The 23,566-nt window shown below is 71.7% G+C and carries 26 protein-coding genes and 1 pseudogene; 18 read left to right on the forward strand and 9 right to left on the reverse strand.

Features of this window, described 5'->3' with window-relative positions; translation table 11 throughout:
* Window positions 1-113: 113 nt before the first annotated feature.
* The gene (locus tag IE172_RS31845; RefSeq protein WP_229886659.1) at window positions 114-2,948 is read right to left on the reverse strand and encodes a D-alanyl-D-alanine carboxypeptidase; all 2,835 of its coding nucleotides are present in this window, start codon (window positions 2,946-2,948) and stop codon (window positions 114-116) included.
* Between the two features lie 238 nt (window positions 2,949-3,186).
* Between IE172_RS31845 and IE172_RS31850 the strand changes: the two genes are divergently transcribed.
* From IE172_RS31850 to IE172_RS31860, 3 genes are all read left to right on the forward strand, one after another.
* Window positions 3,187-3,942 carry a GOLPH3/VPS74 family protein gene (locus IE172_RS31850; protein WP_190100821.1) on the forward strand — a complete coding sequence of 252 codons (756 nt, stop codon included), beginning with the start codon at window positions 3,187-3,189 and terminating at the stop codon, window positions 3,940-3,942.
* A 285-nt stretch (window positions 3,943-4,227) separates the two neighbouring features.
* Window positions 4,228-5,085, forward strand: a complete 858-nt coding sequence (locus tag IE172_RS31855) for a helix-turn-helix domain-containing protein (RefSeq protein ID WP_190100822.1) — start codon at window positions 4,228-4,230, stop codon at window positions 5,083-5,085.
* 226 nt (window positions 5,086-5,311) lie between these two features.
* Window positions 5,312-5,503 carry a DUF397 domain-containing protein gene (locus IE172_RS31860; RefSeq protein ID WP_190100823.1) on the forward strand — a complete coding sequence of 64 codons (192 nt, stop codon included), beginning with the start codon at window positions 5,312-5,314 and terminating at the stop codon, window positions 5,501-5,503.
* Between the two features lie 178 nt (window positions 5,504-5,681).
* Here the strand turns inward: IE172_RS31860 and IE172_RS31865 are convergent, their stop codons facing one another.
* Both IE172_RS31865 and IE172_RS31870 read right to left on the reverse strand, forming a co-directional pair.
* Window positions 5,682-6,557, reverse strand: coding sequence for a MerR family transcriptional regulator (locus IE172_RS31865; protein WP_190100824.1), 876 nt, complete (start codon window positions 6,555-6,557; stop codon window positions 5,682-5,684).
* Between the two features lie 62 nt (window positions 6,558-6,619).
* Window positions 6,620-7,129, reverse strand: coding sequence for a glutathione peroxidase (locus IE172_RS31870; RefSeq protein WP_229886660.1), 510 nt, complete (start codon window positions 7,127-7,129; stop codon window positions 6,620-6,622).
* 48 nt (window positions 7,130-7,177) lie between these two features.
* Here IE172_RS31870 and IE172_RS31875 point away from each other — a divergent pair.
* Window positions 7,178-8,308 (forward strand): annotated as a pseudogene (locus IE172_RS31875) (MFS transporter); the annotation flags it as partial.
* 89 nt (window positions 8,309-8,397) lie between these two features.
* Here the strand turns inward: IE172_RS31875 and IE172_RS31880 are convergent.
* From IE172_RS31880 to trkA, 3 genes are read right to left on the reverse strand one after another with little or no spacing between them, the layout of a single operon-like run.
* Complete coding sequence (locus IE172_RS31880; RefSeq protein WP_190100825.1) at window positions 8,398-9,084, reverse strand: nucleotidyl transferase AbiEii/AbiGii toxin family protein; 687 nt, start codon at window positions 9,082-9,084, stop codon at window positions 8,398-8,400.
* Window positions 9,085-9,117: 33 nt separating this feature from the next.
* Entirely contained in the window at window positions 9,118-10,668 is a 1,551-nt protein-coding gene (locus IE172_RS31885; RefSeq protein ID WP_190100826.1) for a TrkH family potassium uptake protein, read from the reverse strand.
* Window positions 10,665-11,978 (reverse strand): Trk system potassium transporter TrkA, encoded by a 1,314-nt coding sequence (gene trkA / locus IE172_RS31890; protein WP_190100827.1) that lies wholly within the window; start codon window positions 11,976-11,978, stop codon window positions 10,665-10,667. The genes IE172_RS31885 and trkA overlap by 4 nt, the downstream gene beginning before the upstream one ends.
* 544 nt (window positions 11,979-12,522) lie before the next feature.
* On the opposite strand from trkA, the gene IE172_RS31895 reads away from it, so the two are divergent.
* The gene (locus IE172_RS31895) at window positions 12,523-12,840 is read left to right on the forward strand and encodes a MerR family transcriptional regulator (RefSeq protein ID WP_190100828.1); all 318 of its coding nucleotides are present in this window, start codon (window positions 12,523-12,525) and stop codon (window positions 12,838-12,840) included.
* A 151-nt stretch (window positions 12,841-12,991) separates the two neighbouring features.
* Complete coding sequence (locus tag IE172_RS31900; protein WP_190100829.1) at window positions 12,992-13,351, forward strand: hypothetical protein; 360 nt, start codon at window positions 12,992-12,994, stop codon at window positions 13,349-13,351.
* A 351-nt stretch (window positions 13,352-13,702) separates the two neighbouring features.
* Here IE172_RS31900 and IE172_RS31905 read toward each other — a convergent pair whose 3' ends face one another.
* Both IE172_RS31905 and IE172_RS31910 read right to left on the reverse strand, forming a co-directional pair.
* The gene (locus IE172_RS31905; RefSeq protein WP_006143946.1) at window positions 13,703-13,906 is read right to left on the reverse strand and encodes a cold-shock protein; all 204 of its coding nucleotides are present in this window, start codon (window positions 13,904-13,906) and stop codon (window positions 13,703-13,705) included.
* A 362-nt stretch (window positions 13,907-14,268) separates the two neighbouring features.
* Window positions 14,269-14,544, reverse strand: a complete 276-nt coding sequence (locus IE172_RS31910) for a hypothetical protein (RefSeq protein ID WP_190100830.1) — start codon at window positions 14,542-14,544, stop codon at window positions 14,269-14,271.
* Between the two features lie 227 nt (window positions 14,545-14,771).
* Here IE172_RS31910 and IE172_RS31915 point away from each other — a divergent pair, with 227 nt between their 5' ends.
* From IE172_RS31915 to IE172_RS31965, 11 genes are all read left to right on the forward strand, one after another.
* On the forward strand, window positions 14,772-15,401 hold the full coding sequence (locus tag IE172_RS31915) for a hypothetical protein (RefSeq protein WP_190100831.1): 630 nt from the start codon (window positions 14,772-14,774) through the stop codon (window positions 15,399-15,401).
* A gap of 73 nt (window positions 15,402-15,474) precedes the next feature.
* On the forward strand, window positions 15,475-16,008 hold the full coding sequence (locus tag IE172_RS31920) for a SigE family RNA polymerase sigma factor (protein ID WP_190100832.1): 534 nt from the start codon (window positions 15,475-15,477) through the stop codon (window positions 16,006-16,008).
* On the forward strand, window positions 16,005-16,733 hold the full coding sequence (locus IE172_RS31925) for a hypothetical protein (protein ID WP_190100833.1): 729 nt from the start codon (window positions 16,005-16,007) through the stop codon (window positions 16,731-16,733). Before IE172_RS31920 ends, IE172_RS31925 begins: the two co-directional genes overlap by 4 nt.
* A gap of 69 nt (window positions 16,734-16,802) precedes the next feature.
* Window positions 16,803-17,474, forward strand: coding sequence for an enoyl-CoA hydratase-related protein (locus IE172_RS31930; RefSeq protein WP_190100834.1), 672 nt, complete (start codon window positions 16,803-16,805; stop codon window positions 17,472-17,474).
* Window positions 17,475-17,585: 111 nt separating this feature from the next.
* Window positions 17,586-17,933 carry a DUF1330 domain-containing protein gene (locus IE172_RS31935; RefSeq protein ID WP_190100835.1) on the forward strand — a complete coding sequence of 116 codons (348 nt, stop codon included), beginning with the start codon at window positions 17,586-17,588 and terminating at the stop codon, window positions 17,931-17,933.
* Between the two features lie 329 nt (window positions 17,934-18,262).
* A complete protein-coding gene (locus IE172_RS31940; protein WP_190100836.1) occupies window positions 18,263-18,739 on the forward strand; it encodes a hypothetical protein in 477 nt (158 codons plus the stop codon).
* Between the two features lie 70 nt (window positions 18,740-18,809).
* Complete coding sequence (locus IE172_RS31945) at window positions 18,810-19,097, forward strand: ScoMcrA-related endonuclease (protein WP_190100837.1); 288 nt, start codon at window positions 18,810-18,812, stop codon at window positions 19,095-19,097.
* 243 nt (window positions 19,098-19,340) lie between these two features.
* Complete coding sequence (locus IE172_RS31950; RefSeq protein ID WP_190100838.1) at window positions 19,341-19,547, forward strand: hypothetical protein; 207 nt, start codon at window positions 19,341-19,343, stop codon at window positions 19,545-19,547.
* 212 nt (window positions 19,548-19,759) lie between these two features.
* Window positions 19,760-20,542: a formylglycine-generating enzyme family protein gene (locus IE172_RS31955; protein ID WP_190100839.1), complete on the forward strand. Its 783-nt coding sequence runs from the start codon at window positions 19,760-19,762 to the stop codon at window positions 20,540-20,542.
* A gap of 503 nt (window positions 20,543-21,045) precedes the next feature.
* A complete protein-coding gene (locus tag IE172_RS31960) occupies window positions 21,046-21,315 on the forward strand; it encodes a type II toxin-antitoxin system Phd/YefM family antitoxin (RefSeq protein WP_190100840.1) in 270 nt (89 codons plus the stop codon).
* Entirely contained in the window at window positions 21,305-21,772 is a 468-nt protein-coding gene (locus IE172_RS31965; RefSeq protein ID WP_190100841.1) for a type II toxin-antitoxin system VapC family toxin, read from the forward strand. Before IE172_RS31960 ends, IE172_RS31965 begins: the two co-directional genes overlap by 11 nt.
* A gap of 231 nt (window positions 21,773-22,003) precedes the next feature.
* Here IE172_RS31965 and IE172_RS31970 read toward each other — a convergent pair whose 3' ends face one another.
* Window positions 22,004-22,807, reverse strand: coding sequence for a GntR family transcriptional regulator (locus tag IE172_RS31970; protein ID WP_190100842.1), 804 nt, complete (start codon window positions 22,805-22,807; stop codon window positions 22,004-22,006).
* Between the two features lie 235 nt (window positions 22,808-23,042).
* On the opposite strand from IE172_RS31970, the gene IE172_RS31975 reads away from it, so the two are divergent.
* A complete protein-coding gene (locus tag IE172_RS31975) occupies window positions 23,043-23,492 on the forward strand; it encodes an ATP-binding protein (RefSeq protein ID WP_190100843.1) in 450 nt (149 codons plus the stop codon).
* Window positions 23,493-23,566 lie beyond the last annotated feature (74 nt).

Genomic DNA, 23,566 nt, shown 5'->3' on the forward strand with positions numbered 1-23,566 from the left:
GTCCCGTTCCCTGCCCGATCCTGCCCGTTTCGTGACGCTAGCACGCACCCCGCCGACCGTCGCCCGGGTGGGCTCCGGCCCGCGGGGTGCGGGTGTGCTGCGCCGGTTCCGCCTCAGGTGAGACGGGTCAGCCTGTCCGTGAAGCCGGGCTCCACGAGGTCCTCCTGGAGGGCCACCGGGACCTTGACGGCACTGCTCGTCCCGTCACCCACGGTGAGCGTGCCCACCTTCGTGCCGGCCTTCGCCGTGCGCGGCAGCTCGTCCGCGGCGAACGTCAGTTTCACCGACAGGCCGGCCCAGCCGACGGCCTTGACGTCCTCGGTGACGGCGACGGGCGTACGGCCGCCGAGGCCGTCGTCCGCGTACCCGACGACGGTGCCCTTCTTCAGGATCGTCGCCGACTCCAGCGCGCCCTGCGCGGCCCGGATCAGGTCGTCGCCCGCGGTGAGGGCGGCCGACAGGATGGTGTTGTCCTTGCCGCCCGCGGGCTGGCGGACCACCGCGCCGACGACGGTCCGGGTCTCCCCGTCGACCTCCTTCTTCGCGGCGAACACCAGGTTGCCGAGCGCGGAGGTGGTGGTGCCGGTCTTGATGCCGACGACGTTGTTGTGACCGACCAGCTGGTTCCAGTTGGAGTGGTTCACACCCTTGTAGTCGTCGTACGACATCATCGCGGCGACCTCGCGGAACGCGGGCTGCTTCATGGCCTCCTTGGCCAGCTTCACCTGGTCCACGGCCGTGCTCACGGTGGTGTCGTTCAGACCCGAGGGGTCGGTGTACGTCGTGTTGGTCATGCCGAGGTCCTTCGCGGCCTCGTTCATCTTGTCCACGAACGCCTTCTCGGACCCCGCGTCCCAGCGGGCGAGCAGCCGCGCCACGTTGTTCGCGGACGCGATCAGCACCGACTCGACCGCCTCCCGCTGGGAGATCTCGTCGCCCGCGGTCACGTTGACGGTCGACTCCTGACCGGCGTCGGACTGCTGCTCGGCGAGCTCGTCGATCTTGAGCATCGGACCCTCGGCGCCGCTCTTGAGCGGGTGGTCGCGCAAAATCAGGTACGCGGTCATGACCTTGGCGACACTGGCGATCGGCACGGGCTTCTGCTCACCGGAGGAGCCGAACGTGCCGATGCCCTGCACGTCGAGCGCCGCCTGTCCGGCCGCCGGCCACGGGATGTCGGGCTTGCCGCCCTCGAAGGTGTAGCTGTCCTCGGCGGTGAGTTCGAGCGTGGGCGCGGGAAGCGGACGGATGTTCTGTACGACCGCGAAGACGATCACCAGCAGGAGGACCAGCGGCGTCCAGATCTTCACCCGCCGCACGGCCGTCCGCAGCGGGGTCTGCGGGGGCGGCGGGGTGTTGGTCAGCTCCGCGAGCAGGTCCAGCGGCGGCCTGGGCGGCAGCGGCTGCTGCGTCGTCCGCTCCGGCCCGACCTGCGGCAGCGAGGTGGTGGCCTCGGCGGGCGGCACGGTGCGCGACGCGGTGGTGGCGTCGGCGGCGGGCGGGGGCTTGCGGACGGCGGGGTCGTCGAAGTCCTTCAGCGCGACGAACTTGCTGGTCCGCTCGGCCTCGGTCTCGGGCTTGGGCTCGGTGCCGGCGCCCGCGTCGCCCAGCTTGAGCATGGTGGTGGGCTGGTCGACGGCGGGCTTCCGGGTCCGGAAGACGGCGGTCGGCTGATCGACGGAACGCCTGGCGCCGGTTGCGTCGTCCTCGGACGCCGCTCCCGTACTGCCCCCGCCGTCCTCCGGGGCCCCGTCCGCGTCGTCACCACGATCGTCCGGCTCCGGCTCCGACTCGCCGGCACCCTCGCCCGCGGACGCACCGCGCGCGGCCGGGACCGCCCCGGCACCCCCGTCCGCCGATCCCTCGGAGGCGCCGCCCGGGACCGGGGCCGCACCGTCCTCGCCGGAGGCGCTGCCGTCTTCGGTGTCCTTCCCGGCGTCCTTGGAGGCGCTGACCCCGGCCTCGTCCGCGCGGGCGTCCTCGGGGGCGTCTTCCGCCGAAGTGCCCGCACGGGCCTCATCGGAGGCGCTGCCGTCTTCGGTGTCCGTCCCGGTGTCCTGGGAAGCACGGCCCTCGGGCCGCTCCGCACCACCGGTGCCTTCGGACCCGGAGCCCGCCACCGCGCCCGTACCGGTGCCCTCGGGGGCGTCACCGTCGGTCAGGTCCGCCCGAGTTGCCTCGGGAGCGGCGTCCGCTGCCGTGTCCGTACCGGTGTCCTCGGCGGCGTCATCATCGGCGAGGCCCGCCCGAGCTGCCTCGGGGGCGGCGTCTGCCGCCGTGCCCGCACCGGCCTCGTCGGAGGCGCTGTCTCCGGTGGTGGCCGTACCGGCCGTACCGGTGTCCTCGGCGGCGCCGTTCGTCCGCGTGGGGGCGTCCCCGGCGTCCTCGGCGTCCCCGGCGTCCTCGGGCGTGGTGCCCGCCTCCGTGTCCGTCCCGGAGTCCTCGGGGGCGCCGCCCCCGGAGGTTCCCGTCCCGGTGTCCTCGGCGGCGTCCGCCGCCTCCGGGGCAGCCGCAGCGGGGTCGGTGTCGCGCTCGCCGCCGTCGGTGTCCCGTCCGGCCTCGCCCTTCAGGTCCTCGTCCGGCTCGGCCGAGCGGACCCACGCGGCGACGGCCTCACGCAGCCGGCCCTCACCCCCCTCCGGAGAGCCACCCTCGCCCACGGCCGGAGAGCCGCCCTCGCCCCCGGCCGGAGAGCCGCCCTCGCCCCCGGCCGGAGAGCCGCCCTCGCCCTCCGCCGGAGTCCTGCCCTCGCCCTCCGCGGGAGACGCGTCGGGCACCGACAGCACCCGGGTGGCCGTGTCCGCGGTGCCGCGGGGTTCGGTGGCGGCGGTGTCCCGCGCCACCGCCAGTCGGGGATCCCGCTTCCCGGGAACCGGACCCGCGCTCCCCGACGTCGGTTCTGCCGACGACTCGCGCTGCTTCGACCTGTCGGGGGACTCGCCCGCCACCGATGCCTCCTCCATGCGCCGCACGCCCCGCGTGCGCCATCCGAACCGTGTACCGCCCGCCCGCGACAACGCTCCGTGGCGCTGTCCGAACCATGTACCAGTGTCCTGTGTGCGGGCTTACCCCACGTGGTAGACGAGAACGACATACCTACCGGTTCCCTTACGAACCGGTCACGTGCCCTCGACAGACCAATGTGAGAGGGGTCACCCTGTCAGACATCCACGCGGGGAGGCATGGATGGGCAGGAGCCGCAGAACACTTCCGGAGGAGCTTCTGCTGCTGGCGCTGGACCCGACCACGGGTACCACTGCACAGCCGCAGTCGCTCGACCTCGGTCTGGCCGGAGCGCAGCTAGTGGAGCTGGCGCTGGCCGGACGGATAGCCCCAGACGGGGATCGTATCGCCGTGGTGGTGCCACGGCCGACTGGAGACCCAACACTGGACTGCGCGTTGGAGTTGCTGCGAAGGCGTGGCGCTCCGGTACGGGCGGTCCACTGGATCGGCGGGCCGCGTCTCGGGCTCCGCCAGACCTACCTCTCGCATCTGGAGCGGTGCGGCATGGTGCATGCCGTGGCCGGACAGATGTGCGGGGTGTTGCCGACGACTCGCTACCAGGCGACGGACACCGAGATCAGCCGGGAGATCAGGGCCCGGCTGGACTCCGCGATCCGCACCGGCGTCCCGCCGGACCCGCGGACCGCGGCGCTCGCCGCACTGGCGCACGCGGTGGGTCTCGGCAAGCACCTGTACCCGGGGAACGAGGGACGCTCCTCGCGTTCCCGGTTGCGTGATCTGATCCGGCACGACCCGATGGGCGGACTCGTCGCACACGCGGTGATGGACGTCCAGAACGGCGCGGCGGCCCAGCCGCGCCGCAGCTCCGCACCGGCGGCCCGGCAGGCCCCCGCCGGCGGCAGGGGCGCACCGGAACCCGCCCGAGGCGTTCCGGCGCAACCGCACCGAGGATCCATGGCACGCGCCGTGGCCCACTGAGCCGTACGTCCCCAGGGCCGAACGGCACGGCGATCACGGATCCGAGGCACCGCAGACCCGGTCACGGGAGCCGCTGTCCGAGCGGGGCGGAGAACGCACCGGCGTTCTCCGCCCCGCTCGGCGTGACCCCGGCCGGCCCGACTCCGCCCACCGGTCGGCGGGGTGGCGTGCACCCGCCGTATATCCACCGTTTCCCAGCGGCGGAAAGCACCTTGGTGGCAGTCTGCTCATCAGCAGACACGCAAAGTGGTAAGTACGAGGCACACAGCCGGAGGTGCACGTCCCGTGGCGTCCCATGTCAATCCCACCGTCAGGCGCCGCCGGCTCGGCCAGGAGCTGCGCAGGCTCCGCGAGCTCAAGGGCATGACGGCCGAGGAGGTGGCCGAGCGGCTGCTGGTCTCGCAGTCGAAGATCAGCCGCCTGGAGAACGGCCGGCGCAGCATCAGCCAGCGCGACGTGCGCGACCTGTGCGGGGTGTACGAGGTCGAGGACAGCCGGATCGTCGAGTCGCTGATGCAGATGGCCAAGGACTCCCGCCAGCAGGGCTGGTGGCACGCCTTCGGCGACATCCCGTACAGCGTCTACATCGGTTTGGAGACCGACGCGGAGTCGCTGCGCGTCTACGAACCGCAGATCATCACCGGCCTGTTGCAGACCCGCGCGTACGCCGAGGCGATCGTCCAGGGCGGCTCGCCGGAGTCCACCGGGCAGGAGAACGACCGGCGGGTGGAGGTGCGGCTGCGGCGCCAGAGCCGGATCACCGCCGACACCGAACCGCTGCGCCTGTGGGTGGTGCTCGACGAGGCGTCCCTGCACCGGGTGGTCGGCAGCCGTCAGGTGATGCGCGAACAGCTCGAGCACGTCATGGAGCTGAGCCAGCTGCCGCACATCACCGTGCAGGTGCTGCCGTTCGAGGTCGGCGCGCACGCCGGCATCAACGGTCAGTACTCGATCCTGGAGTTCGCCGACGCGGCCGACTCGAGCGTGGTGTACATCGAGGGCGTCACCAGTGACCTGTACCTGGAGAAGCCGCACGACGTGCAGAAGTACACGGTGATGTACGAGCACCTGCGGGCGCAGTCACTGAACGTGGAACAGTCCCGCCGGCTGGTGGAACGCCTCGCGAAGGACTACGCACGCTGAGACGCCGCCAGTTGGGGGGCGGGATGCTACACCGCCGACGTGCCCGACTGGAAGTACCGCCTGGAATATGCCATCCGGACGAGTGAACGACCGCTCCGACCGGCGATGGTGGCGAGTAGCGTCGATCACGCCAACCACCAGTGGGGGTTGGCGCAATCCGTTCTGCGGGTCCCTGCCGGAATGCGCAGGCCGGTGACGCAACTCAGCATCTGGCTACGGAGCGAACATGGCAATTCGTCTGGGCGCCACGGAAACGTGGACGACGTCCTCCTACACCAACAACAACGGCGCCTGCGTCATGGTCAGGTCGACCACCGAGGCAGCGCTGGAACTCGGCGACACCAAGGTCCCCGAGGGCCCCAAGCTGGCCTTCCCCGCGGACGCGTGGAGCGCCTTCGTGGCCACGGTCAAGGGCTGACGGCACCGGCGACCGTCCGCCGGCACCACCGCGGAGCCCTCTCGACCAGTCCGCCGTCCTCGCCGAGAGGGCTCGGCCGGGGTGCCCCCGGGCGCCCCCGCGGAGGGCCCCCCGGGGGCACCGGCCGGGCGCCGGGCCGGCGGGAGGCGCCGGACGCCCGCCGGGCCGGCGGACGGCGCTACCGAAGGGCCACCGGGAACGCCACGTCGCACACCGGGTCCTGCGGTCCCGCGGCATCCCAGTCCGCGAAGTACACCTCACGGCAGGGACCCGCCGGCGCCAGCCCCCGGCCCTCCATCCACTCCTCCACCGCCTCGAACACGGCCAGGATCTGCGGATACGCCACCTGCGCCTTGGTGATCCGGACGTAGGCCAGCCGCCGCGCCGGCTCCACCCGCACCGTCGTCCCCCGGGTCCGGCCCGGACCGGCGGCCCAGGCGCGTGCCGCAGCCTCGTCGGCGACCGGCACGCACGCCTCCGCGGGACCGTCGCTCTCCGCCGACACATCGGAGTGGTACGCCACGAACGGCACCCCGGCCGGGCCCCCGCACTGCCCGGCCGCCGCCTCCAGCCGGCCCAGCGCCGCCCCGATCCACGCCGGCAGCTCGTCCGCGAGGATGTGCCGCGACTCGGTGACCAGCACCTGCTCCGGCACCTCGGCCGTCTCGACCGTGAACGTTCCGTACATCTCGGAGCTCCTCCCCGACAACCGTCCACGGAGGTACTCGGCGAGCGTCCGCTGCTCGGCGTGCCGCGCCTCGACGCCCGCCCAGTAGGCGGCGAGCCGTTCGGCCCCGGCCGCGGCGTCGTCCGCGTCGACGACCTCGGCGATCCGCGCCAGCGGCATGTCCAGCCGCCGCAACAGCGCCACCAGCCGGGCCCGTTCGACCTGACCCGCCCGGTAGAACCGGTAACCGGTGCCCTCGTCGACCCGCGCCGGGGCCAGCAGCCCCAAACGGTCGTACAGCCGCAGCGCCTTGGCCGACAGCCGGGCCCGCGCCGCGAACGCCCCGATGGAGAGCAGTTCCTCGTCCACGCCGCCGTCCTCCGTCACCGGGCGGCCGTTCCGCCCGGTGACGGAGACGCTCCACCCTGCCCCAGGGGCAAGGTCAACGCTCAGCCGATCGCCTTCTCCACGGCCGCCACCAGCTCCGCCGACTCCGGCTCGGTCTGCGGCGCGAACCGGGCGACGACCTCGCCGTCCCGCCCGATCAGGAACTTCTCGAAGTTCCAGCGGACGTCCCCGCTGTGCCCCTCACCGTCGGCGACACCGACCAGCCGCTCGTACAGCGCGTGCCGCCCCTCCCCGTTGACCTCGACCTTCTCGGTCATCGGGAACGTCACCCCGTACGTCGCCGAACAGAACTCGGCGATCTCCTCCGCGCTGCCCGGCTCCTGCCCGAGGAACTGGTTGCAGGGCACGCCGAGCACGGTGAAGCCCCGCTCCGCGTACCGCTCGTGCAGCTTCTCCAGCCCGGCGTACTGCGGGGTCAGCCCGCACTTGGAGGCCACGTTCACGACGAGCACGACCCGGCCCGCGTACTGGGCGAGGTCCGCCGGACCGCCGTTCAGGGCGCCGATCCCGACATCGAGGGGAGAGGTGCGGTTGTTCTCTGCAGTCGTCATGGGCCGACCCTAGCCCCGGCGGAGGACCCACCCGCGCCCGGCCCGCGCTCCGCCTCCGCCCGGACCCCGGCCCGCACGACGAGCGGCCTGGCCCTGGCCACACTCGTCCACCGGCAGACCGCCTCACCCCTGCTGTCCGCCCTGAGCATGTTCGGCCCGTCCCTCGCCCACGTCCTCGGCGCGACGCTCCTGATGTCCGCCGCCGACCGCCTCCCGCCACGGGCCGCCACCGCCGGCACGGCACTGGCCTTCGCGGCGGCCACGACCCTGCTCGCCCTGCCCGGCCTCCCCCTCCCCGTCGTCTTCGCCGTCCTCCTCTGCCAAGGGCTCGTCGCGTCGGTGGGCGGGGGAGTGGGGTGGGGTCTGCTCAACGAAATACTCCCCAAGGACGGCTACCTGCTGGGCCGTTCCGTCTTCACCATGATGCACGGCCTCGCACGGATCACCGGCTACGCGACGGGCGGCCTCCTGCTGGCCCTCCTCTCCCCGCGCCCGGCGCTGCTCCTCGCGGCGGCCCTGTACGGCACGGCGGCGCTCGTCGCCCGCCTCGGGCTGTCCCGCCGTCCCCCGCGCGCCACCGGCCGCCCCTCCGTACGGGCCACCCGGCACGCCAACGCCCGCCTCTGGTCGTCCCCGGCCCGCCGCCACGTCTACCTCGGCCTGTGGCTCCCCAACGGCCTGATCGTCGGCTGCGAATCCCTCTACGTCTCCCACGCCCCCGACGCCGCCGGCGTCCTCTTCGCCTGCGCGGCCGCGGGCATGCTGGCCGGCGACGTGACGGTCGGCCGCCTGATCCCACCGCACCGCCGCCGGCGCCTGACCACCCCGCTCCTGCTGCTCCTCGCCACGCCCTACCTCCCCCTCGTCCTCCACCCGCCCCTCGCCGTGACCGCCGTGCTGGTCACCGTCGCCTCCGCCGGGTTCGGGGCGAGCCTGGTCCAGCAGGAGCGGCTGATGGCCCTCACCCCGCCGGACCTCTCCGGCCACGCCCTCGGCCTGCACTCCTCCGGCATGCTCACGATGCAGGGCGCGAGCGCGGCCCTGGCGGGCGGCCTCGCCCAGCTCACCTCACCCACGACCGCGATGACGACCCTCGCGGCGGCGTCGACCGCCGTGACCCTCCTCCTGGCGACCACGAGACCCGCCCCGGCCGCGCACGGCGTCCCGTCCCGGGCCTGAACGTCCGGGTCCCGGCCGCGCACGGCGGCTCGTCCCCCGGCCTGACTCCCGCCATCGCAGAACCGGACCGCACGACCCCGGGCCGCGCCCTACTCCTCCGGCGCCCCGCCCTCCACCAGCCGCTCCGCGATGTCGTCCGCCCAGGCCTGGGCCCAGCGGCGCAGGGACGCGACCGACGCGGCGTCCAGGCCGTGGGCGCGGAACCCGGCGTCGTCGAGCCATTCCGCGCCGGTCAGCCGGGACTGCAGTTCGGCGAGGTCGAAGGTGTCGGGGGCGTGGCGGCGCCCGAGTTCCTCCAGCTCCGGGTGGCTCCAGCGGTCCGCGACCGCGTGGACGTCGACGAGGTCACGGGCCAGTCCGCGGTCCGCCAGCGCGCGCACGGTCGTACCGACCAGGTCCTCCACGGAGAGCGCCGGCCCGGCCGCCGTCTCCACCACCGGCCGCCACAGCACCTCCTTGCGCAGGTCGGCCCGGTACTCCGCCCCGGTCGCGGGATCGCCGACCACCAGCCGCGCGGTCAGCGGATCGAGGTCCGGCCCCGTGACCGCCCACCCGCGCGCCTCCAGCCCGGCCCGCACCGCGCCGGCGATCTCCGCCATCGCCGCGGGATGCTCGGTGGCCAGATCCACCCCGCGGCTGACCCGGGCGTCCACCAGCCCGTGCGCCCGTACGGCGTCACCGCCGGCCAGGACGAGCCCGTACGGCGTCCCGGCGGCGAGCAGATCGCCCGCCAGCCGCTCGTGCACGGCGTCCACGCCGGCCGGGGGTGAGGTCATGCCCCGATTGTCGCGCAGGGCGGCGCGCCCGCCCTACGCCCGCCAGTAGCCGCGCCGGAGCAGCACCGCCAGCGGGACGATCTCGATGCGGCCGAGGAACATCAGCGCGGTGAGGACCACCTTCGACACCGCGCCGAGCGGCGCGTACGAACCGAACGGGCCGAGTTCGCCGAACGCCGGGCCGACGTTGCCCAGGCAGGCCGCGGCGGCGCCGAGCGCGGTGAAGGCGCCGGTGCCGGGCGCACTCACCGCGGCGTCGGCGGCCAGGCACAGCGTGCCGACCGCGAGGGCCAGCACGTACAGCAGGGCGAACACGAGCGCCGAGCGGAGCGCGCGGTCGTCGACCACCCGGCCGCTCACCCGCACCGGGAGCACCGCGTCGGGATGCACGGCCTGCTCCAGTTGGTGGCGGGTGAAGCGGAAGAGGACGAGATGGCGGACGACCTTCACCGAACCGCTCGCCGACCCCGCGCACGCCCCGACGAACATCAGCGCCAGCAGGGTGAGCGCGGCGAGCGTCCCCCAGTGCGACCAGTCCACCGTCGCGAAGCCGGTGGTGGTCATCACCGAGACCGTCTGGAAGACCGCGTGCCGGACACCGCCGGGCCCCTGCACCGCCCCGGCCGCGAACAGCTCGGCCGCCAGCACGGCCGACCCCGCCACGAGCAGCGCCAGGTACAGGCGCAGTTCCTCGTCGCGGAGTCCGGCCCGGAACTGACGCAGCACGGCGAGCCGGTACAGCCGCAGCAGGTTCACCCCGGCCACCACCATCAGCGCGCACAGCACCCACTGCGTGACCGGCGCCAGGTCCCGGGCCGAACCGGCGTCCGGGGTGAACCCGCCGAGGGCCACGGCGGACGTCGCGTAGGAGAAGGCGTGGAACAGGTCCATCCGCCGGTCCAGCCCGGCCCAGCCCAGACCGGCCAGGACCAGGACACCGGCCGCCGTCACCGCGAGGTAGATCTTCCACAGCCGCCGGGCGGTCCCGCGCACGGTCGCGCCGAGCGACTCCATCTCCACCGGTCCCGGCAGCTCCGAGCGCAGCAGCTCACGGCCCCCGATGCGCAGCCGCGGCAGCACCGCCAGCGCGAGCACGATGATGCCCAGACCGCCGAGGACGAGGGTGAGCTGCCGCCAGAACAGCATGTCGGTGCCGACCGCGTCCACGTCGGTCAGCACCGACGCCCCGGTGGCGGTGAACCCCGACATCGCCTCGAAGTAGGCGTCGACCGGGTGGTCGAGCTGCGGGACACGGCCCAGCAGGAACGGCAGCGCGCCGAACGCGGGCACGAGCAGCCAGACCGCGACGACGACGAGGAAACCCTCCCGGACGCCCAGCGGCGGCCGGCCGCCCGTCAGACGCCTGAGCGCCAGACCCGTCACCGCCGTCACGGCCCCGGCGACGAGGAAGGGCCAGGGAGGCTCGCCGGTCACCAGCGAGACGACCGCCGGGGCGAGGAACGCGAGCGCGAACCAGGCGAGGAGACCGCCCACGACCCCCAGCGCGGTCCGCAGGTCGACGCCGAGCCGCCCGCGGGCCGGCCGGCGGCGCGGACGGCGCGGCGCCGTGTCCGGGGGCGTCACAGGTCGTGCTCGATCGCGGGGACGCGCTCGGGTTCGCTCAGCACGACGGCACGGTCCCCGGGCCGCAGTTCGTCCGTCCCGTCGGGGAAGAACACCGCACCGTCCCGGACGATCGCCCCCACCCCGGCCGCGGGCACCGCGTCGACCGGCCGGTGCGCGTACCGGCTGTCCGCCCGCACGGTGATGTCGAGGACCTCGAAACGGTCGTCCCCCAGCATCGCCACCTGCCGGGTGCGCTCGCCGAAGGTGAAGCGGGCCATCTTCTCGGCCGTCTCGTCACCCGGGTCGATCGTCACGTCGACGCCGGCCGCCTCGAAGACCGCGGCGGCGGCGGGGTCGGCGAGGACCGTCAGCGTCAGCCCGACGCCGTGGAGGCGCGCCAGCACCGCCCCGTGCAGGTTCCGCGAGTCGTCCCCGCCCGCGAACACCGCCGCCCCCGCCGTGCCGACGCGTTCCCGGTGCAGGAACTCCGCGTCGAGTCCCGAGGCGTGGTACACCCGTGCCCGGTCCAGCGCGTCCGCGGCCGCGCGCGCCCGTACCGCGTCCGGCTCGATCACCCGTACGGAGAACCCCGCGTCCAGCAGTACCCGGGCGATGGCCGTCCCCCTCCGGCCGGCGCCGAACAGCGCGACCTCCCTGACCGGGTCCGCCCCGCTGACCAGCCGGCCCCACGCGCGGGCCGCCGCCGGCGACGCCATCACGATCACCCAGTCGCCGGGCCGCACCACCTCACGCCCGGTCGGCCTGATCCACTCCCCGTCCCGCACGACGGCGACCACCCGCGAATCGGCGGGCAGACCCGCGTCGGACAGCGGCCGCCCGGCGAACCGCGGCGGCCTCCCCTCGTGGACGTCCACCCCGAGCACGACCACCTCACCCCCCGCGAAGAAGTCCACGTGCCGGGCGCCCGGCACGTGGAGGACACGCGCGACGGCACTCGCGGTCTCGTACGCCGTCGAGACGAGGAGGTCCACGTCGAGGTCACCCGCGCGCCAGGCCGGCAGGTAGTCCGTTCCGGTGGCCCGCACCACCGTCCGCGCCGACGACAGCCGGCGGGCCAGCATGGCGATCACCAGGTTGACCTCGTCCCGTGACGTGCACGCCAGGACCAGTTCCGCGTCGGCCACACCGGCGTCGAGCAGCGTCTCGCGCCGGGTGCCGCTGCCGCGCGTGACGCGCACGTCGTAGGTGTGGGACAGGGCCTGCAGACGCGCCTCGTCGATGTCGATCACCGTGCAGTCGTGCGTCTCGGCGAGCGACTTGACCACGGTGTGGCCGACCTGGCCCGCACCCACCACGATGACCCGCATACCGGCATCGTGGCACGCCCGGCTCCCGGCCGCCGGGAAGCCCCCGTCCGCCCGGGCGTCCCGGCACCGACGGGAAACCGTTCACCTGTACGGGGGTAAATCTGTCGTGGCCGCTGTAGACATTCGGAGGGGAGGGGGGTACTGTCTCTCTCGTAGCCAAGGAGTCTTCAGGGCGAGGCAGACATGAACTGCCCGCATGGAGGAATGACATCGCGCCCGTCGGCGGCCTTCGCCGGCCGCCGACGGGGCGCGCGACCCACCCACGGCACCCGACCGGTGCTCACGAAGGAAGAGAGAAGGAGGCGGACGCCATCAGGATCGCCCGGGCGAGAACGGTCCGCCCGGGTACCGCAGGCCCCGGAACGGAAGGTGGTCCCACGGTCACGCATCCGCGATCCCCGCACACTCCGCCCCACGCCCGGGGCCGGTGCGGAAACAGAAGGCCGGCCGTGCAGTAGGCCGGCAGATGGTGTTACAAATCCCTCGGGGCCTTGGTGCCGTACGGCACCAAGGCCCCTCGACGTATGAACCGACAGAGGTGCAGATGACCGCAGACACACCGCTCGACCGACTCGACGACGACGACTACCCCGCCTACACCATGGGACGGGCAGCGGAGATGCTCGGGACCACGCCCGCTTTCCTCCGGGCCCTCGGTGAGGCACGGCTGATCACGCCCCTGCGGTCCGAGGGCGGCCACCGCCGCTACTCCCGCTACCAGCTGCGGATCGCGGCCCGGGCCCGCGAGATGGTCGACCAGGGCACCGCCATCGAGGCGGCCTGCCGCATCATCATCCTGGAAGACCAACTGGAAGAGGCCCAGCGGATCAACGACGAACTGCGCCGGAAGGCGGACGCCTGATTCCGGCTCCTACCGGCCATTCGGGCCGCACCGGCTCTCGGCCCCACCCTGCCGACGGAGCCGTCCGGCGAGCGGGCCGGGCGCCCCGGTCCGGCCCGGAAGGGGCACCGCGCATGTCACCCGGACGGCCAGGTGCATAGAATCCGGCCTCATGGTGAAGCCCGACGAGCTGATCATCCAGATCGCCACCCTTGTCGAGTCCGGACAGAGCAGCCAGATGTCCCTGACCGTGGTCACCGGTGGTGCCGTCATCACCGGCCGCCTGGCCCCCGAAGCCGTGTGGCGGCAGCGGGTGGCCGAGGTGCTGACGGACTCGGCCCAGCTGAGCGGTTTCTCGACCGTGTTCGACGCCCCCGCGGCGAGCGAAGGCCCGCCCACGCACCTGCACTTCCATGTCGCCCGCATCCTGCAGGGCACGGTGGGCATCCCGGAGACGGGCGGCATGTACCGCGTCGCGATCGAGGACGTCAGTGCCTGGACCGTGGGGGACTTCAGCTACTCCGACCACTGACGGCTACTCCGACCACTGACTGCCGACTCCATGCCCCGCGGCCGGCCCGGCGCCCGTCGCCGACGTATGGAGGGCGGGGGTGTCCGCCGGACGGGAATACCGTCCGAACCGGGGACAACCGTGCGGGCGCCCGCTCATTCGCGAAAGGGAGCGGAACGGCGCGGAAATGTCGGTCACGAGACCTGGGGAAAGGAAAGAGCGAGCCGGACGGTATTGCGAAAAGCGCAGTCGGTCCGAGGGAATATCTCGAAACAATCCGCAGAGCGTGTGGAGCGCGCGGAGCGGGAAAAGACAGCGGCGGGGGCCCGCACCCCGAAGGGTGCGGGCCCCCGCCACGTGGTGCGCGTCAGGTCAGGCCGGAACGATGTTCTCGGCCGTCGGGCCCTTCTGGCCCTGCGCGATGTCGAAGGACACCTTCTGGCCCTCGAGGAGCTCACGGAAGCCCTGGGCGGCGATGTTCGAGTAGTGGGCGAACACGTCGGGGCCGCCACCGTCCTGCTCGATGAAGCCGAAACCCTTTTCCGAGTTGAACCACTTCACGGTTCCAGTAGCCATGTCATATCTCCTTCGGGGCTGTGCGTCGGCATCCACCCTGTGCGGACACCGTGTCGCCGCGATGATCACCCCGCCGGAAAACCGGTCCTGCACAAGCGCTTTATTCCGTACACGTACCGGAAGAGAGCGCTCGAAGTTTCGGGAACCACAACTGCAACTGCCATCGACAGTAGCACGGTGGGACGCCCCGCGTATTTCGCCTAATTCTGCTCCGCTCTTCACCGCAACGAATCTGTGGACACCTCGCGCACAAACCTGACCTCGCGGGTACAGATAAAAACCGGGCGCCGGGAAGAGGCCGCGCCCGGCGACTGATCGACGCCCTCACCCCGGCACCGGACCGGCGACGGACACCGTCCGCCTCAGTCGTCGCCGTCCTGGTCCTCGTCGCCGTCCTCGTCGTCCTCGTCGTCCTCGTCGTCGAGGCCCAGATCCTCCGGCAGTCGCGCCATGGAGGCACGGACGTCCGGCCGGGTCTCCCGCTCCGCGGCCGCCGCGAAGAGGTCGGCCAGCCGCGCACGGTCGGCCGCCGGAAGCCGGTCCAATGTGTCGGCGAGATCCTCGAACCAGGTGGTGGCGAGGTCGGGATCGACCTCGTCGTCGCTGGTCAGGTCGATGGCGGTGATCAACTGGGCCACGGCAGTCGCAAGCGTGGTCAACAACCGGTCGGACACGGCTCGTTCCTCCTGAAGATCGGCAGCCCGTAGCGTAAACGGCGGCGAGGACATTCGCGCCGGAAACTTCCCCGCAGGTGTCATCCGCGGCGGCACCGGACGGAGTTGGTACGGGTGGAGAGGCGCCCTCCATCCACCACCAGCCCACGTGGACCTCCGGAAGGTCCGTGTTTCGCAAGGAGTTGCCGTTCATGAAGCGGACGCTGAAGTACCTGGCCGGCGCGGCCGTCACGGCCGCCGTGGCCGGAATGGCCACGATGTCGTACGCCGCACCCGCGGACGCACCGCACGACACGGCCGCCACGGCGCAGGCGGCGCAGCTCCGGGCCGCCGCCCCGGCCGGTGAGGACCGGCCCGCCACGGCGACCGGGCCGGCGGCACGGAAGAACGCCCCGACGCCCCGCATCGTCGCCCCCGGCGAACGCGTGACGGCCGCCCCCGGCTTCCAGCTCTGGCTCACCGCCGAGGGCAAGCACTGGACCACACCCTCCATGCCCGAGCTGGAGCAGTTCCGCAGCGTGGTCGACGGGAACATCGACCGCGGCACCCCCGGCGTCTCGGTGCAGTCCGAGATCTCGGACGGCCGCGCCTACCTCTCCGGCCTCTACTACGGCGGCAAGGGCACCGCGTCCACCGTGGTGATCGAGACGGCCTCCGGCACCGTCCACGGCAAGCTCCTGGAGCTTCCCGGCAAGCCCGGATGGGGTGTCTGGTACGCCACCACCGACGTCCGACCCGACGGTGGCCCCCTCACCTTCGTCTCCGACATCACCGTCCGCGACACCAAGGGCAAGATCTACGCCCAGCTCACGACACGATGACCCGTCGGCGGGGGCCCTCAGGGCCCCCGCCCCGGCACCCTCCCCCCGCACCCGACCCAGAGGAACCGCGTCCGTGCCGCAGGACGAGACAGCCGCACCCTTCCCCCTGAACCCCGACTTCGCCGCCTACGCCGGCGCGGCCTGGAACCGACTGGTGCGAACCGCCCTGCTGCTCACCGGGGACTTCCACGAGGCCGAGGACCTCGTGCAGACCACCCTGGCCAAGGTGTACGCCCGCTGGGGACGCATACCGGCCGACGAAGTCGACTTCTACGTACGGCGCTCCCTCGTCAACAACAACATCAGCCGCCTGCGCCGCAGACGCGTCACCCACCTGCTGATGCCGTTCCTGCCCGAACGCGTGCACCAGCCCCACGACGGCCACGCCGAATCCGTCGAACACCGCGCCGCGATCATGGACGCCCTGGCCACCCTCTCCACCCGCCAGCGGACGGTACTGGTCCTGCGCTACTGGGACGACCTAGCCGAACCCGACATCGCCGAGCTGCTCCACTGCTCCCTCGGCACGGTCAAGACCCACGCCCGGCGCGGCCTCGCGGCCCTGCGCGCCCACCCCGCCTTCGCAGCCTCCGGAGCCCGCCGATGACCGACCGCGCACCCGAAGCAGAAGCAGACCGGGAGCCCGCCGAGACCGGACGGCTGCGCGACGCACTGGCCGAAGCGGCGCACCACATCACCCCGTCCCGTGTGCCCCTGGCCGCGGTGCAGCGCCGCGGCCGGCGACTCCGGCACCGGCGGCGAGCCACCGTACTGGGCGCGGGCTGCGTCCTGCTGCTGCTCCCCCTGGCCTTCGTGGCACGCCCCGGCACAGGCTCCGACGACACCGCCCGCGTCGTACCCCCGGCGGCCTCCGCGCCCCCTTCCCCCGCCCCCTCCGTCTCCCCGACGCCCCGCATCGTCGCCCCCGGCGAACGCGTGACGGCCGCCCCCGGCTTCCAGCTCTGGCTCACCGCCGAGGGCAAGCACTGGACCACACCCTCCATGCCGGAACTGGAGCAGTTCCGCAGCGCCGTGGACGGGAACATCGACCGCGGCACCCCCGGCGTCACGATGCAGTCCGAGGCCTCGGACGGCCACACCTACCTCTCCGGCCTCTACTACGGCGGCACGGGCACGGCATCCACCGTCGAGATCGAGACGGCCTCCGGCACCGTCCACGGCAAGCTCATCGAGCTCCCCGGCAACCCGGGATGGGGCGCCTGGTACGCCACCGCCGAGACCGAACCCGACGCGGACTCCCCCGGCTCCTCCCCCGGCGTCACCGTCCGCGACACCGAGGGCGGGATCTACGCCCGGCTGGCGGCACGGTGACCGCCCTTGCGCGGTGCGCCCCCCGCCCGTAAGTTACTGGCGAGTAGACCGTCTGCCCGAGGAGCCCCCATGCCGTCGCTCGACCGCCACGAGAACGTCTTCGTCCTGGACCTGGGTGACGGCGAGAACCGCTTCCACCCCGACTGGATCAGCGCGGTCGGCGCCGCACTCGACGAAGTGGAGAAGGCGGAAGGCCCCCGCGCCCTCGTCACCGCCGCCACCGGCAAGTTCTACTCCAACGGCCTCGACCTGGAATGGCTGTTCGCCAACGCCGACCACTACCACGACTACGTCGTCTCCGTGCACGAACTCTTCGCGCGGCTCCTGTCCCTGCCGCTCGTCACCGTGGCCGCCCTCCAGGGCCACACGTTCGCCGCCGGCGCGATGTTCTCCCTCGCCCACGACTTCCGCGTAATGCGCGCCGACCGCGGCTACTGGTGCCTGCCCGAAGCGGACATCAACATCCCCTTCACCCCCGGCATGTCCGCCCTCATCCAGTCCCGGCTGACCCCGCAGACCGCCCACGAGTCCATGACGACCGCCCGCCGCTACGGCGGCGCCGACGCCGCCACCGCCGGCATCGTCGACCGCGCGGTCCCCGAGGACGCCGTGCGCTCCACCGCCATCGAGATCGCCCAGTCCCTGGTGAGCAAGGCCGGCGACACCCTCGGCACCATCAAGGCCCGCATGTACGCCCAGGCCCTCACCACCCTCCGCGACACCACCAACCCCCTCGGCTGACCCGGCACCCCATCCCGTCGGGCAGGCCCGCTTACCTCCGACGTCATCGACCCCCGCGGGCCGGCCTGCCATGCTCCCGGTGTACGGAGCCCGCCCGACCGGAAGGACGCCATGCCCGCCTACGTCATAGCCCACCTGCAAGAGGCCGCTCCGCACCCGGAGATCGCCGAGTACATCGAGCGCATCCCCGCCACCTTCGAGCCGTACGGCGGACGCTTCCTCGTGCACGCCACCCAGCACGAGGTGAAGGAGGGCACCTGGCCCGGGCACGTCGTGATGATCGGCTTCCCCGGGGCCGCCGAGGCCCGGGCGTGGTGGGACTCACCCGCGTACCAGGAGATCGCCCCGCTGCGCTCACGCCACATCGAGGGCGACATCATCCTGGTCGACGGCGTCCCGGAGGGCTACGACCCGACCACCACCGCAAAGGCGATGCGAGAGGCCCTGCCCGCCGAGTAGCCCGGGCCAACTCGCCCGAGACCTCCGGACGATGACATCCGAGCCAGGGCCTGATGACAGTCGGGGGGTGGACGCGATGATCGGCACAGGAGTCCCCGGCGGCGACCGCAGACCGGCCTCCGTCGGATACCGAGAGCGGCAAGGGTGGTGAAGGGACGATGTCCTCGGACGTCCGTCCGGCGCGCAGGTGGAAGCGCCGCCTCGCGAGCGGGCTTGTGGGCGCGGCCGTCACCCTGGAAGTCATACGGCGCCTGAGCCGTCGAGACGACCGACCTCCCGGCCCCGGCCTCCCCACCACAGACACGGCAGGAGCATCGGCCGCCGGGCGCATGGACCAACGGGCCGACCCACCTCCGACCTGGATCCGCCTCGACACCGCCGAGCGGAACAGGTACTGGTGGCGGACCGCACTCGTGACGCTGACCTTCACCGGCATCGCGGTGACGGCCGGGCTCACCACCCAGGCCGCCGACCGGTGGTGGTCGGTCGGCAGCATCGCCGTCTTCTACTCGCTCATCCTCCTCACCTTGGTCAACCAGGTGAACGGTGCCACGTGCCTCACGCCCGAAGGCATGGAGTTCCGCACCTTCTTCACTCGCAGATCAGTGCCCTGGAGCGAGGTCACGGCCATCGAGAAGCGTCTCCGCACAGTGCGGAGCGGTACGTGGTCGGAGATCCGCGTCGTCCGAGTCAAGGGCAGGGCGCTCACGGTCCCGGGTGCGTACACCGCCCGCTGGCAGGACACCAAGTTCGAGGCGAAGCTGGCGACGATCCGCCAGCACTGGGCCCGCGCGGCCGAAAGTTGAGTCCGCACACCGGAGCGCTCTTCCCGCCGGCACGGTCCCGTATGTCGGCGGCTTCGTCTACCTTCCCTTCATGACGCTGAACGACATCACTCGACCTGCGGTCCTGCAGGCTGTCGCTGAGTACGACCGGATCGGCCGGGACGCGTTCCTGGAGAAGTACGGCTTCGGACCGTCGCGCAGCTACCTGCTCGAGATCGATGGCAAGGTGTACGACTCAAAGGCCATAGTGGGGGTGGCACACGGCTGTCTGCCCGGACGGGATCCTCTGGGACGCGACGAGTTCTCCGGCGGCAAGGACCATGCTGCCAAGCTGTTGACGGACCTCGGCTTCAACGTCGTGGTACGTACGGCGAACTGATCACTGACGGCACGCAGGAAAGCCACTACAGCGCGGGCTGATCAGCGCTGGTCCGGGTACGACCGGAGCGCGTTCGGCCGCGAGTTGTGGCGCCCGCGAGGCACGTGCTCGGTCATCGCGGCGAGCGAACGAGCCCGGTACCCGAGGCCGCGCGTCTCCCCGGACCGGCTCGCCCCCGGCAGCGGATCGTTCCGCTGCCGGTCTTCCGCAAGACGAGGCGATGCTGTGCACGATCATGAGCACATGGAACCTTGGACGATCAAACACTTCTCCCAGGCCAACCCGTCGGGCACCGGGCAGGCTGACGTGCCCGCGCTTCTCCGGAGAGTCGCGGACTCCATCGAAAGCCTTGGCCCGGTCGAGGTTCAGGATCTCGTCATGCATACGGAAGTCACTGCGGACGGCCCTTGGCCGAGCCTCACGGTGTACTTCCACGACGCCGAAGCCTGACCAGATTCAGGCCGGTCATGGGAAACCGGCGGTCTGCCCTGGTTGCTCCGGCCTACGCCGGCACTCGTCGTCCACTGGGCTCCGGGACCGCGTTGCTCAAGTCAGGCGTTGATGTCAGAGCAGAGGCCTTCTGAGCTGCGCCCCTGCTGCCGTATGCGGGAAGACGGCTCCCCTTCCTCCCGCGGCATGTCCGGCTGCTAGCGTCCGCCATCATGTGGGCTCAAGAGATCGTGGCCGACCGACCGGCTTGGCGGCACCTCCCCTCCGGAGTGGTCTTCCGGGCCGTTCCTGGTGGGACGTTCCAGATGGGCCTGTCCGACGCGGAACTCGACGCGGTTCGCGCCATCGAACGGGCCGACGCCGCCGATGACGACCTCGGGCCGTTCTTCGCCGGCGCCGCCCGGGCCCGACCGGTGCGGGAAGTGCGGGTCGAGCCGTTCCTGATCGCCCGGCATCCGCTCACGGTGGCGCAGGCACGGCACTGGCTGCCCGAGTACGAGGACAGCTTCGCCGCATCGGATTCGAGCACAGCCCGGTTCGAGGACGACCTGGACGACCTGCTGGGGGCATTGCCGTTCCGGTTGCCCAGCGAAGCGGAGTGGGAGTACGCGGCCAGGGCGGGCACGACCACCCTGACCTTCCTCGGCAACGACCTACCGGACGAGGACCAGGTGCTCGACGACTTCGCCGACGAGAAGCGCACCGCCGCGGCCGAGAACGCCTTCGGGCTGGCGGCGATGGGATCCTCGAACGAGATCTGCGCCGACATGTGGATCCCCCACTTCACGGATGCGCCCATGGACGCACGCCCCCGCACCGGGGACGGGCCGCGGGTGGTGCGTGGAGGTGGTGGTGACCTCTCTCCGTGGCAGGGCTGTGACGAATGGCTGCTCCTGCTCTCCGCCACCCGCTCCGAGTTCGAGATGTTCACCGCGGTCCGCCCGGTCGCACCCGTGCCGACCAAACCGAGTCATGGGCACGGCGACAACACGTAGACAGGACGCGCACCCCAGAGAGCTCCGTGCCCCTCCCCGCCGACCGCGGCGCCTCCCCGAACCGTGATTCCCTCGCCGTTCCCCCGTTCGATCTGGTGCGCTTGCGATGCACGGCTGCCCCGCTGCATACCGGGTATCCGTCCCTGCATGCTGGCCATGGTGTACCGGTCCTACGATGCGTCCACGACCGTTTGGGCGTTCGTGCTGTCGGTTCTGGTCGTGTTGCTGGGCTGGTACGTCCGGCGTCGCAGGTAGGTGTGACCACCGCATGAGGATTTCGATCCGAGTGCGGTCCGATTGCTGTCGTCAACTGGCGTGACGACGGCGGAAGTCGCTGGTGAGTGCCCCCGTCGGTCGTAGTGGGTGTCAGACGCCTTTTCATCCGTAGCTTCCAGCTGGATCGATCAACGAAGCCGTACCCGGCTGCTACGGCCGAAGGTTTGTCGGCGCAAGCCTTCAGCCGTCATGTGCCACCTGGTAGCACCCGGTGCTACCCTGGCGTTATGAGCGTTCAGCCCGAAATCACCCAACGGGATCTACGCAGCCGGTCCCGCGAGATCATGGATGCCATACAGGGCGGTCAGTCGTTCACCGTCACCCGCGACGGACATCCGATCGGTCAGCTCGTCCCGCTGCGTCGACGCCGCCGGTTCGTCTCCCGCCAGGAGTTCGCCGCGATGTCCAGGACCGCCCCTGGCGTCGACCTGGACAGGTTCCGCGCCGATCAGGGCGCCACGGCCGACACCTACCCGGACGATCCCTATGGCCGCTGACCACTCGGTGCATCAGCAGGGCCTCCTCGACACCAACATCATGATTCTGCGCCGTTGGGTCGCACCTGAGGAGCTACCGGACGAAATGGCGATCACCGCCATCACTCTGGCCGAGTTGTCCGCCGGTCCGCACGAGGTCCGTCGCAACGACGAACAGAGCAGTTACGACGAACACGCCGAGCGCGCCCGCAGGCTCGACGTCCTGCAGCGAGCCGAGAACGAGTTCGACCCCATCCCCTTCGATGCCGAAGCGGCCCGCATTTACGGCCGCATCTGTGCCGCAGTGATCAGCGCCGGCCGCAAGCCACGCCGCCGGGTGGCCGACCTGATGATCGCTGCCATCGCCGTGGCTGAGGACCTTCCGCTCTTCACCACCAACCCCGACGACTTCGCAGGGCTGGACGACGTCCTCACCGTCGTGCCGGTCACCCGCCCGAGGGTGCCTCACGAAGGCTGACGGCACGGCACTGGTGCGGTGGGAGCGCGCCGGGGGCATGGATGTGATCACGCAGCAGGGCCGGTTCGAAGGATCAAGCCCTTCGAACCGGCCCTGTGTCGTGTGCCCCCGGCAGCATTCGAACCTGCGACACCCGCTTTACCGCGCCATTAGGAGCGCAGGTCCGGCCGGGGCCGGGCCGTGCGCGGGGAGCGGAGCGAGCTGCCTCGGAGCCAGTAGATGAAGTTTGAATCAGGCCGGGTCGGCGGGTGCTGCGGCGGCGGGAAAGGTGGGCTTCGGGTTTGCGTCGAAGTCGTATTCCAGGACGTAGGAGGCGGCGTCCAGGGTCATTTCGTTGACCTCGACGGGGAGGCCCTGGTCGGTGAACGCGGTGCGGCAGATGAGGATGACCGGGGTGCCCGGGGTCATGCTGAGCTGCGTCATCTCGTCTGGTGACGGCATGCGTGAGCGGATCTCTTCGCGGAAGTGCACCGGCTCGTAGCCGAGTTCGGTGAGCCGGGCGTAGGTGCCGCCCGGTCCGGTGTCCTTCTGGGTGATGGCGGATCCTGCTACGACAGACAGGGGGAGGTAGCTCGTTGCGAGCAGGACGGGCTTGTTGTCCAGGACGAAGCGCCGGCGCCTCACGCACGTGACGTCTTCGGCGGGCAGGTCCAAGACGAGGCTGATGTGTTCGGGAGCCGTCTCTTCGGACACGGAGACCTGGTCGACCTCCAACGGCCTTGAGTCGATGTCCGCCGACCAGATGGACCGGCCGTTACCCCACTGGTCCCGCGCCAGCCGCTGGATGCCGCGCCGGCGAAGCGGGCGGAAGGCTCGGACGAACACGCCGGCGCCCTTTCGGGCCTCGGCGATGCCCTCGTCCCGCAGGGCTCCGAGTGCCTGGCGGGCCGTCATGCGGGCCACGCCGTGCGTGGCCATGAGGTCGTTCTCCCCCGGAAGCCGATCACCGGGGCCGTACTCGCCCGACTGGATCGCCTCGCGCAGAGAGTCTGCGATCCGCTGGTACTTGGGCCGACGGTCGTCGGTAGCAGCCATTCCGGAGCCCTCCTCGCTTCTCTAGACACCTTAGGCCATAGGTCCGGCGTGGGCTCGCTGCGTGTAGCCGTGCGCACCCACGTTCCGGCGGACTTCGGGCGTTTCGATTGACATCTCTAGACAGATCTCGGGATGGTCGGGATGTCTAGAGAGGTCCCTTGGGGCCTCTGTCTGGGCGAGGGGCCTCTCCATGCGGTCTGCGGTGGCCCCTCCCAGTAGCAAGGAGAGAGTGCCGATGGCCTTTGTGATCGACCGGCAGCCCTGTGAGGGGGCACCGAGACTCGGGTCGATGCTTCTGGAGCCGACGCCGGAGTCCGTCCCTCGGGCGCGGCGCTGGTTCCGGAAGCTCATCACCCCGTACCAGCCGGCCTGTTCGGTCGATGACTGCGTTCTGCTGATCTCGGAACTGGTGACCAACGCGATCCTCTATGGGCGGGCCGATGAGGAGTGGGCCGTACGGGTCGAGTGGTTCAGGGACGGGGCGTCCTTGCGCGTGGAGGTGCACAACCCGGGGTTCCCCGCGAGCGTGCGCCTCCGGCGGCCGGACGCCGACGACGCTCACGGACGCGGGCTGCTCCTGGTCGACTCCATCGCCGCGTCCTGGAACTCCGGGCCGAGCCGCTTCGGCGGGACGGTCGTCTCCTTCGAGGTGGCTGATGCCTGGCCATCGTGCCGTCCCACGTGACGAGGACAAGTCTCGTTCGGGAACGCGGCTGCTCATGCTGGAGCAAGATGTCAAAGGCCCCGGACCATGATCGG

It is taken from the genome of Streptomyces griseoflavus (genome assembly GCF_014649995.1).
Classification (GTDB): Bacteria; Actinomycetota; Actinomycetes; order Streptomycetales; family Streptomycetaceae; genus Streptomyces; species Streptomyces griseoflavus.

Bases quoted from the DNA above. Each gene is read 5' to 3' on its own strand.
- IE172_RS31850 (WP_190100821.1), top strand. From the start codon at position 3,187: ATGGGCAGGAGCCGCAGAACACTTCCGGAGGAGCTTCTGCTGCTGGCG.
- IE172_RS31860 (WP_190100823.1), top strand. From the start codon at position 5,312: ATGGCAATTCGTCTGGGCGCCACGGAAACGTGGACGACGTCCTCCTAC.
- IE172_RS31870 (WP_229886660.1), bottom strand. From the start codon at position 7,129: ATGACGACTGCAGAGAACAACCGCACCTCTCCCCTCGATGTCGGGATC.
- IE172_RS31880 (WP_190100825.1), bottom strand. From the start codon at position 9,084: ATGACCTCACCCCCGGCCGGCGTGGACGCCGTGCACGAGCGGCTGGCG.
- trkA (WP_190100827.1), bottom strand. From the start codon at position 11,978: ATGCGGGTCATCGTGGTGGGTGCGGGCCAGGTCGGCCACACCGTGGTC.
- IE172_RS31895 (WP_190100828.1), top strand. From the start codon at position 12,523: ATGACCGCAGACACACCGCTCGACCGACTCGACGACGACGACTACCCC.
- IE172_RS31900 (WP_190100829.1), top strand. From the start codon at position 12,992: ATGGTGAAGCCCGACGAGCTGATCATCCAGATCGCCACCCTTGTCGAG.
- IE172_RS31905 (WP_006143946.1), bottom strand. From the start codon at position 13,906: ATGGCTACTGGAACCGTGAAGTGGTTCAACTCGGAAAAGGGTTTCGGC.
- IE172_RS31915 (WP_190100831.1), top strand. From the start codon at position 14,772: ATGAAGCGGACGCTGAAGTACCTGGCCGGCGCGGCCGTCACGGCCGCC.
- IE172_RS31925 (WP_190100833.1), top strand. From the start codon at position 16,005: ATGACCGACCGCGCACCCGAAGCAGAAGCAGACCGGGAGCCCGCCGAG.
- IE172_RS31930 (WP_190100834.1), top strand. From the start codon at position 16,803: ATGCCGTCGCTCGACCGCCACGAGAACGTCTTCGTCCTGGACCTGGGT.
- IE172_RS31935 (WP_190100835.1), top strand. From the start codon at position 17,586: ATGCCCGCCTACGTCATAGCCCACCTGCAAGAGGCCGCTCCGCACCCG.
- IE172_RS31940 (WP_190100836.1), top strand. From the start codon at position 18,263: ATGGACCAACGGGCCGACCCACCTCCGACCTGGATCCGCCTCGACACC.
- IE172_RS31945 (WP_190100837.1), top strand. From the start codon at position 18,810: ATGACGCTGAACGACATCACTCGACCTGCGGTCCTGCAGGCTGTCGCT.
- IE172_RS31950 (WP_190100838.1), top strand. From the start codon at position 19,341: ATGGAACCTTGGACGATCAAACACTTCTCCCAGGCCAACCCGTCGGGC.
- IE172_RS31955 (WP_190100839.1), top strand. From the start codon at position 19,760: ATGTGGGCTCAAGAGATCGTGGCCGACCGACCGGCTTGGCGGCACCTC.
- IE172_RS31960 (WP_190100840.1), top strand. From the start codon at position 21,046: ATGAGCGTTCAGCCCGAAATCACCCAACGGGATCTACGCAGCCGGTCC.
- IE172_RS31965 (WP_190100841.1), top strand. From the start codon at position 21,305: ATGGCCGCTGACCACTCGGTGCATCAGCAGGGCCTCCTCGACACCAAC.
- IE172_RS31970 (WP_190100842.1), bottom strand. From the start codon at position 22,807: ATGGCTGCTACCGACGACCGTCGGCCCAAGTACCAGCGGATCGCAGAC.
- IE172_RS31975 (WP_190100843.1), top strand. From the start codon at position 23,043: ATGGCCTTTGTGATCGACCGGCAGCCCTGTGAGGGGGCACCGAGACTC.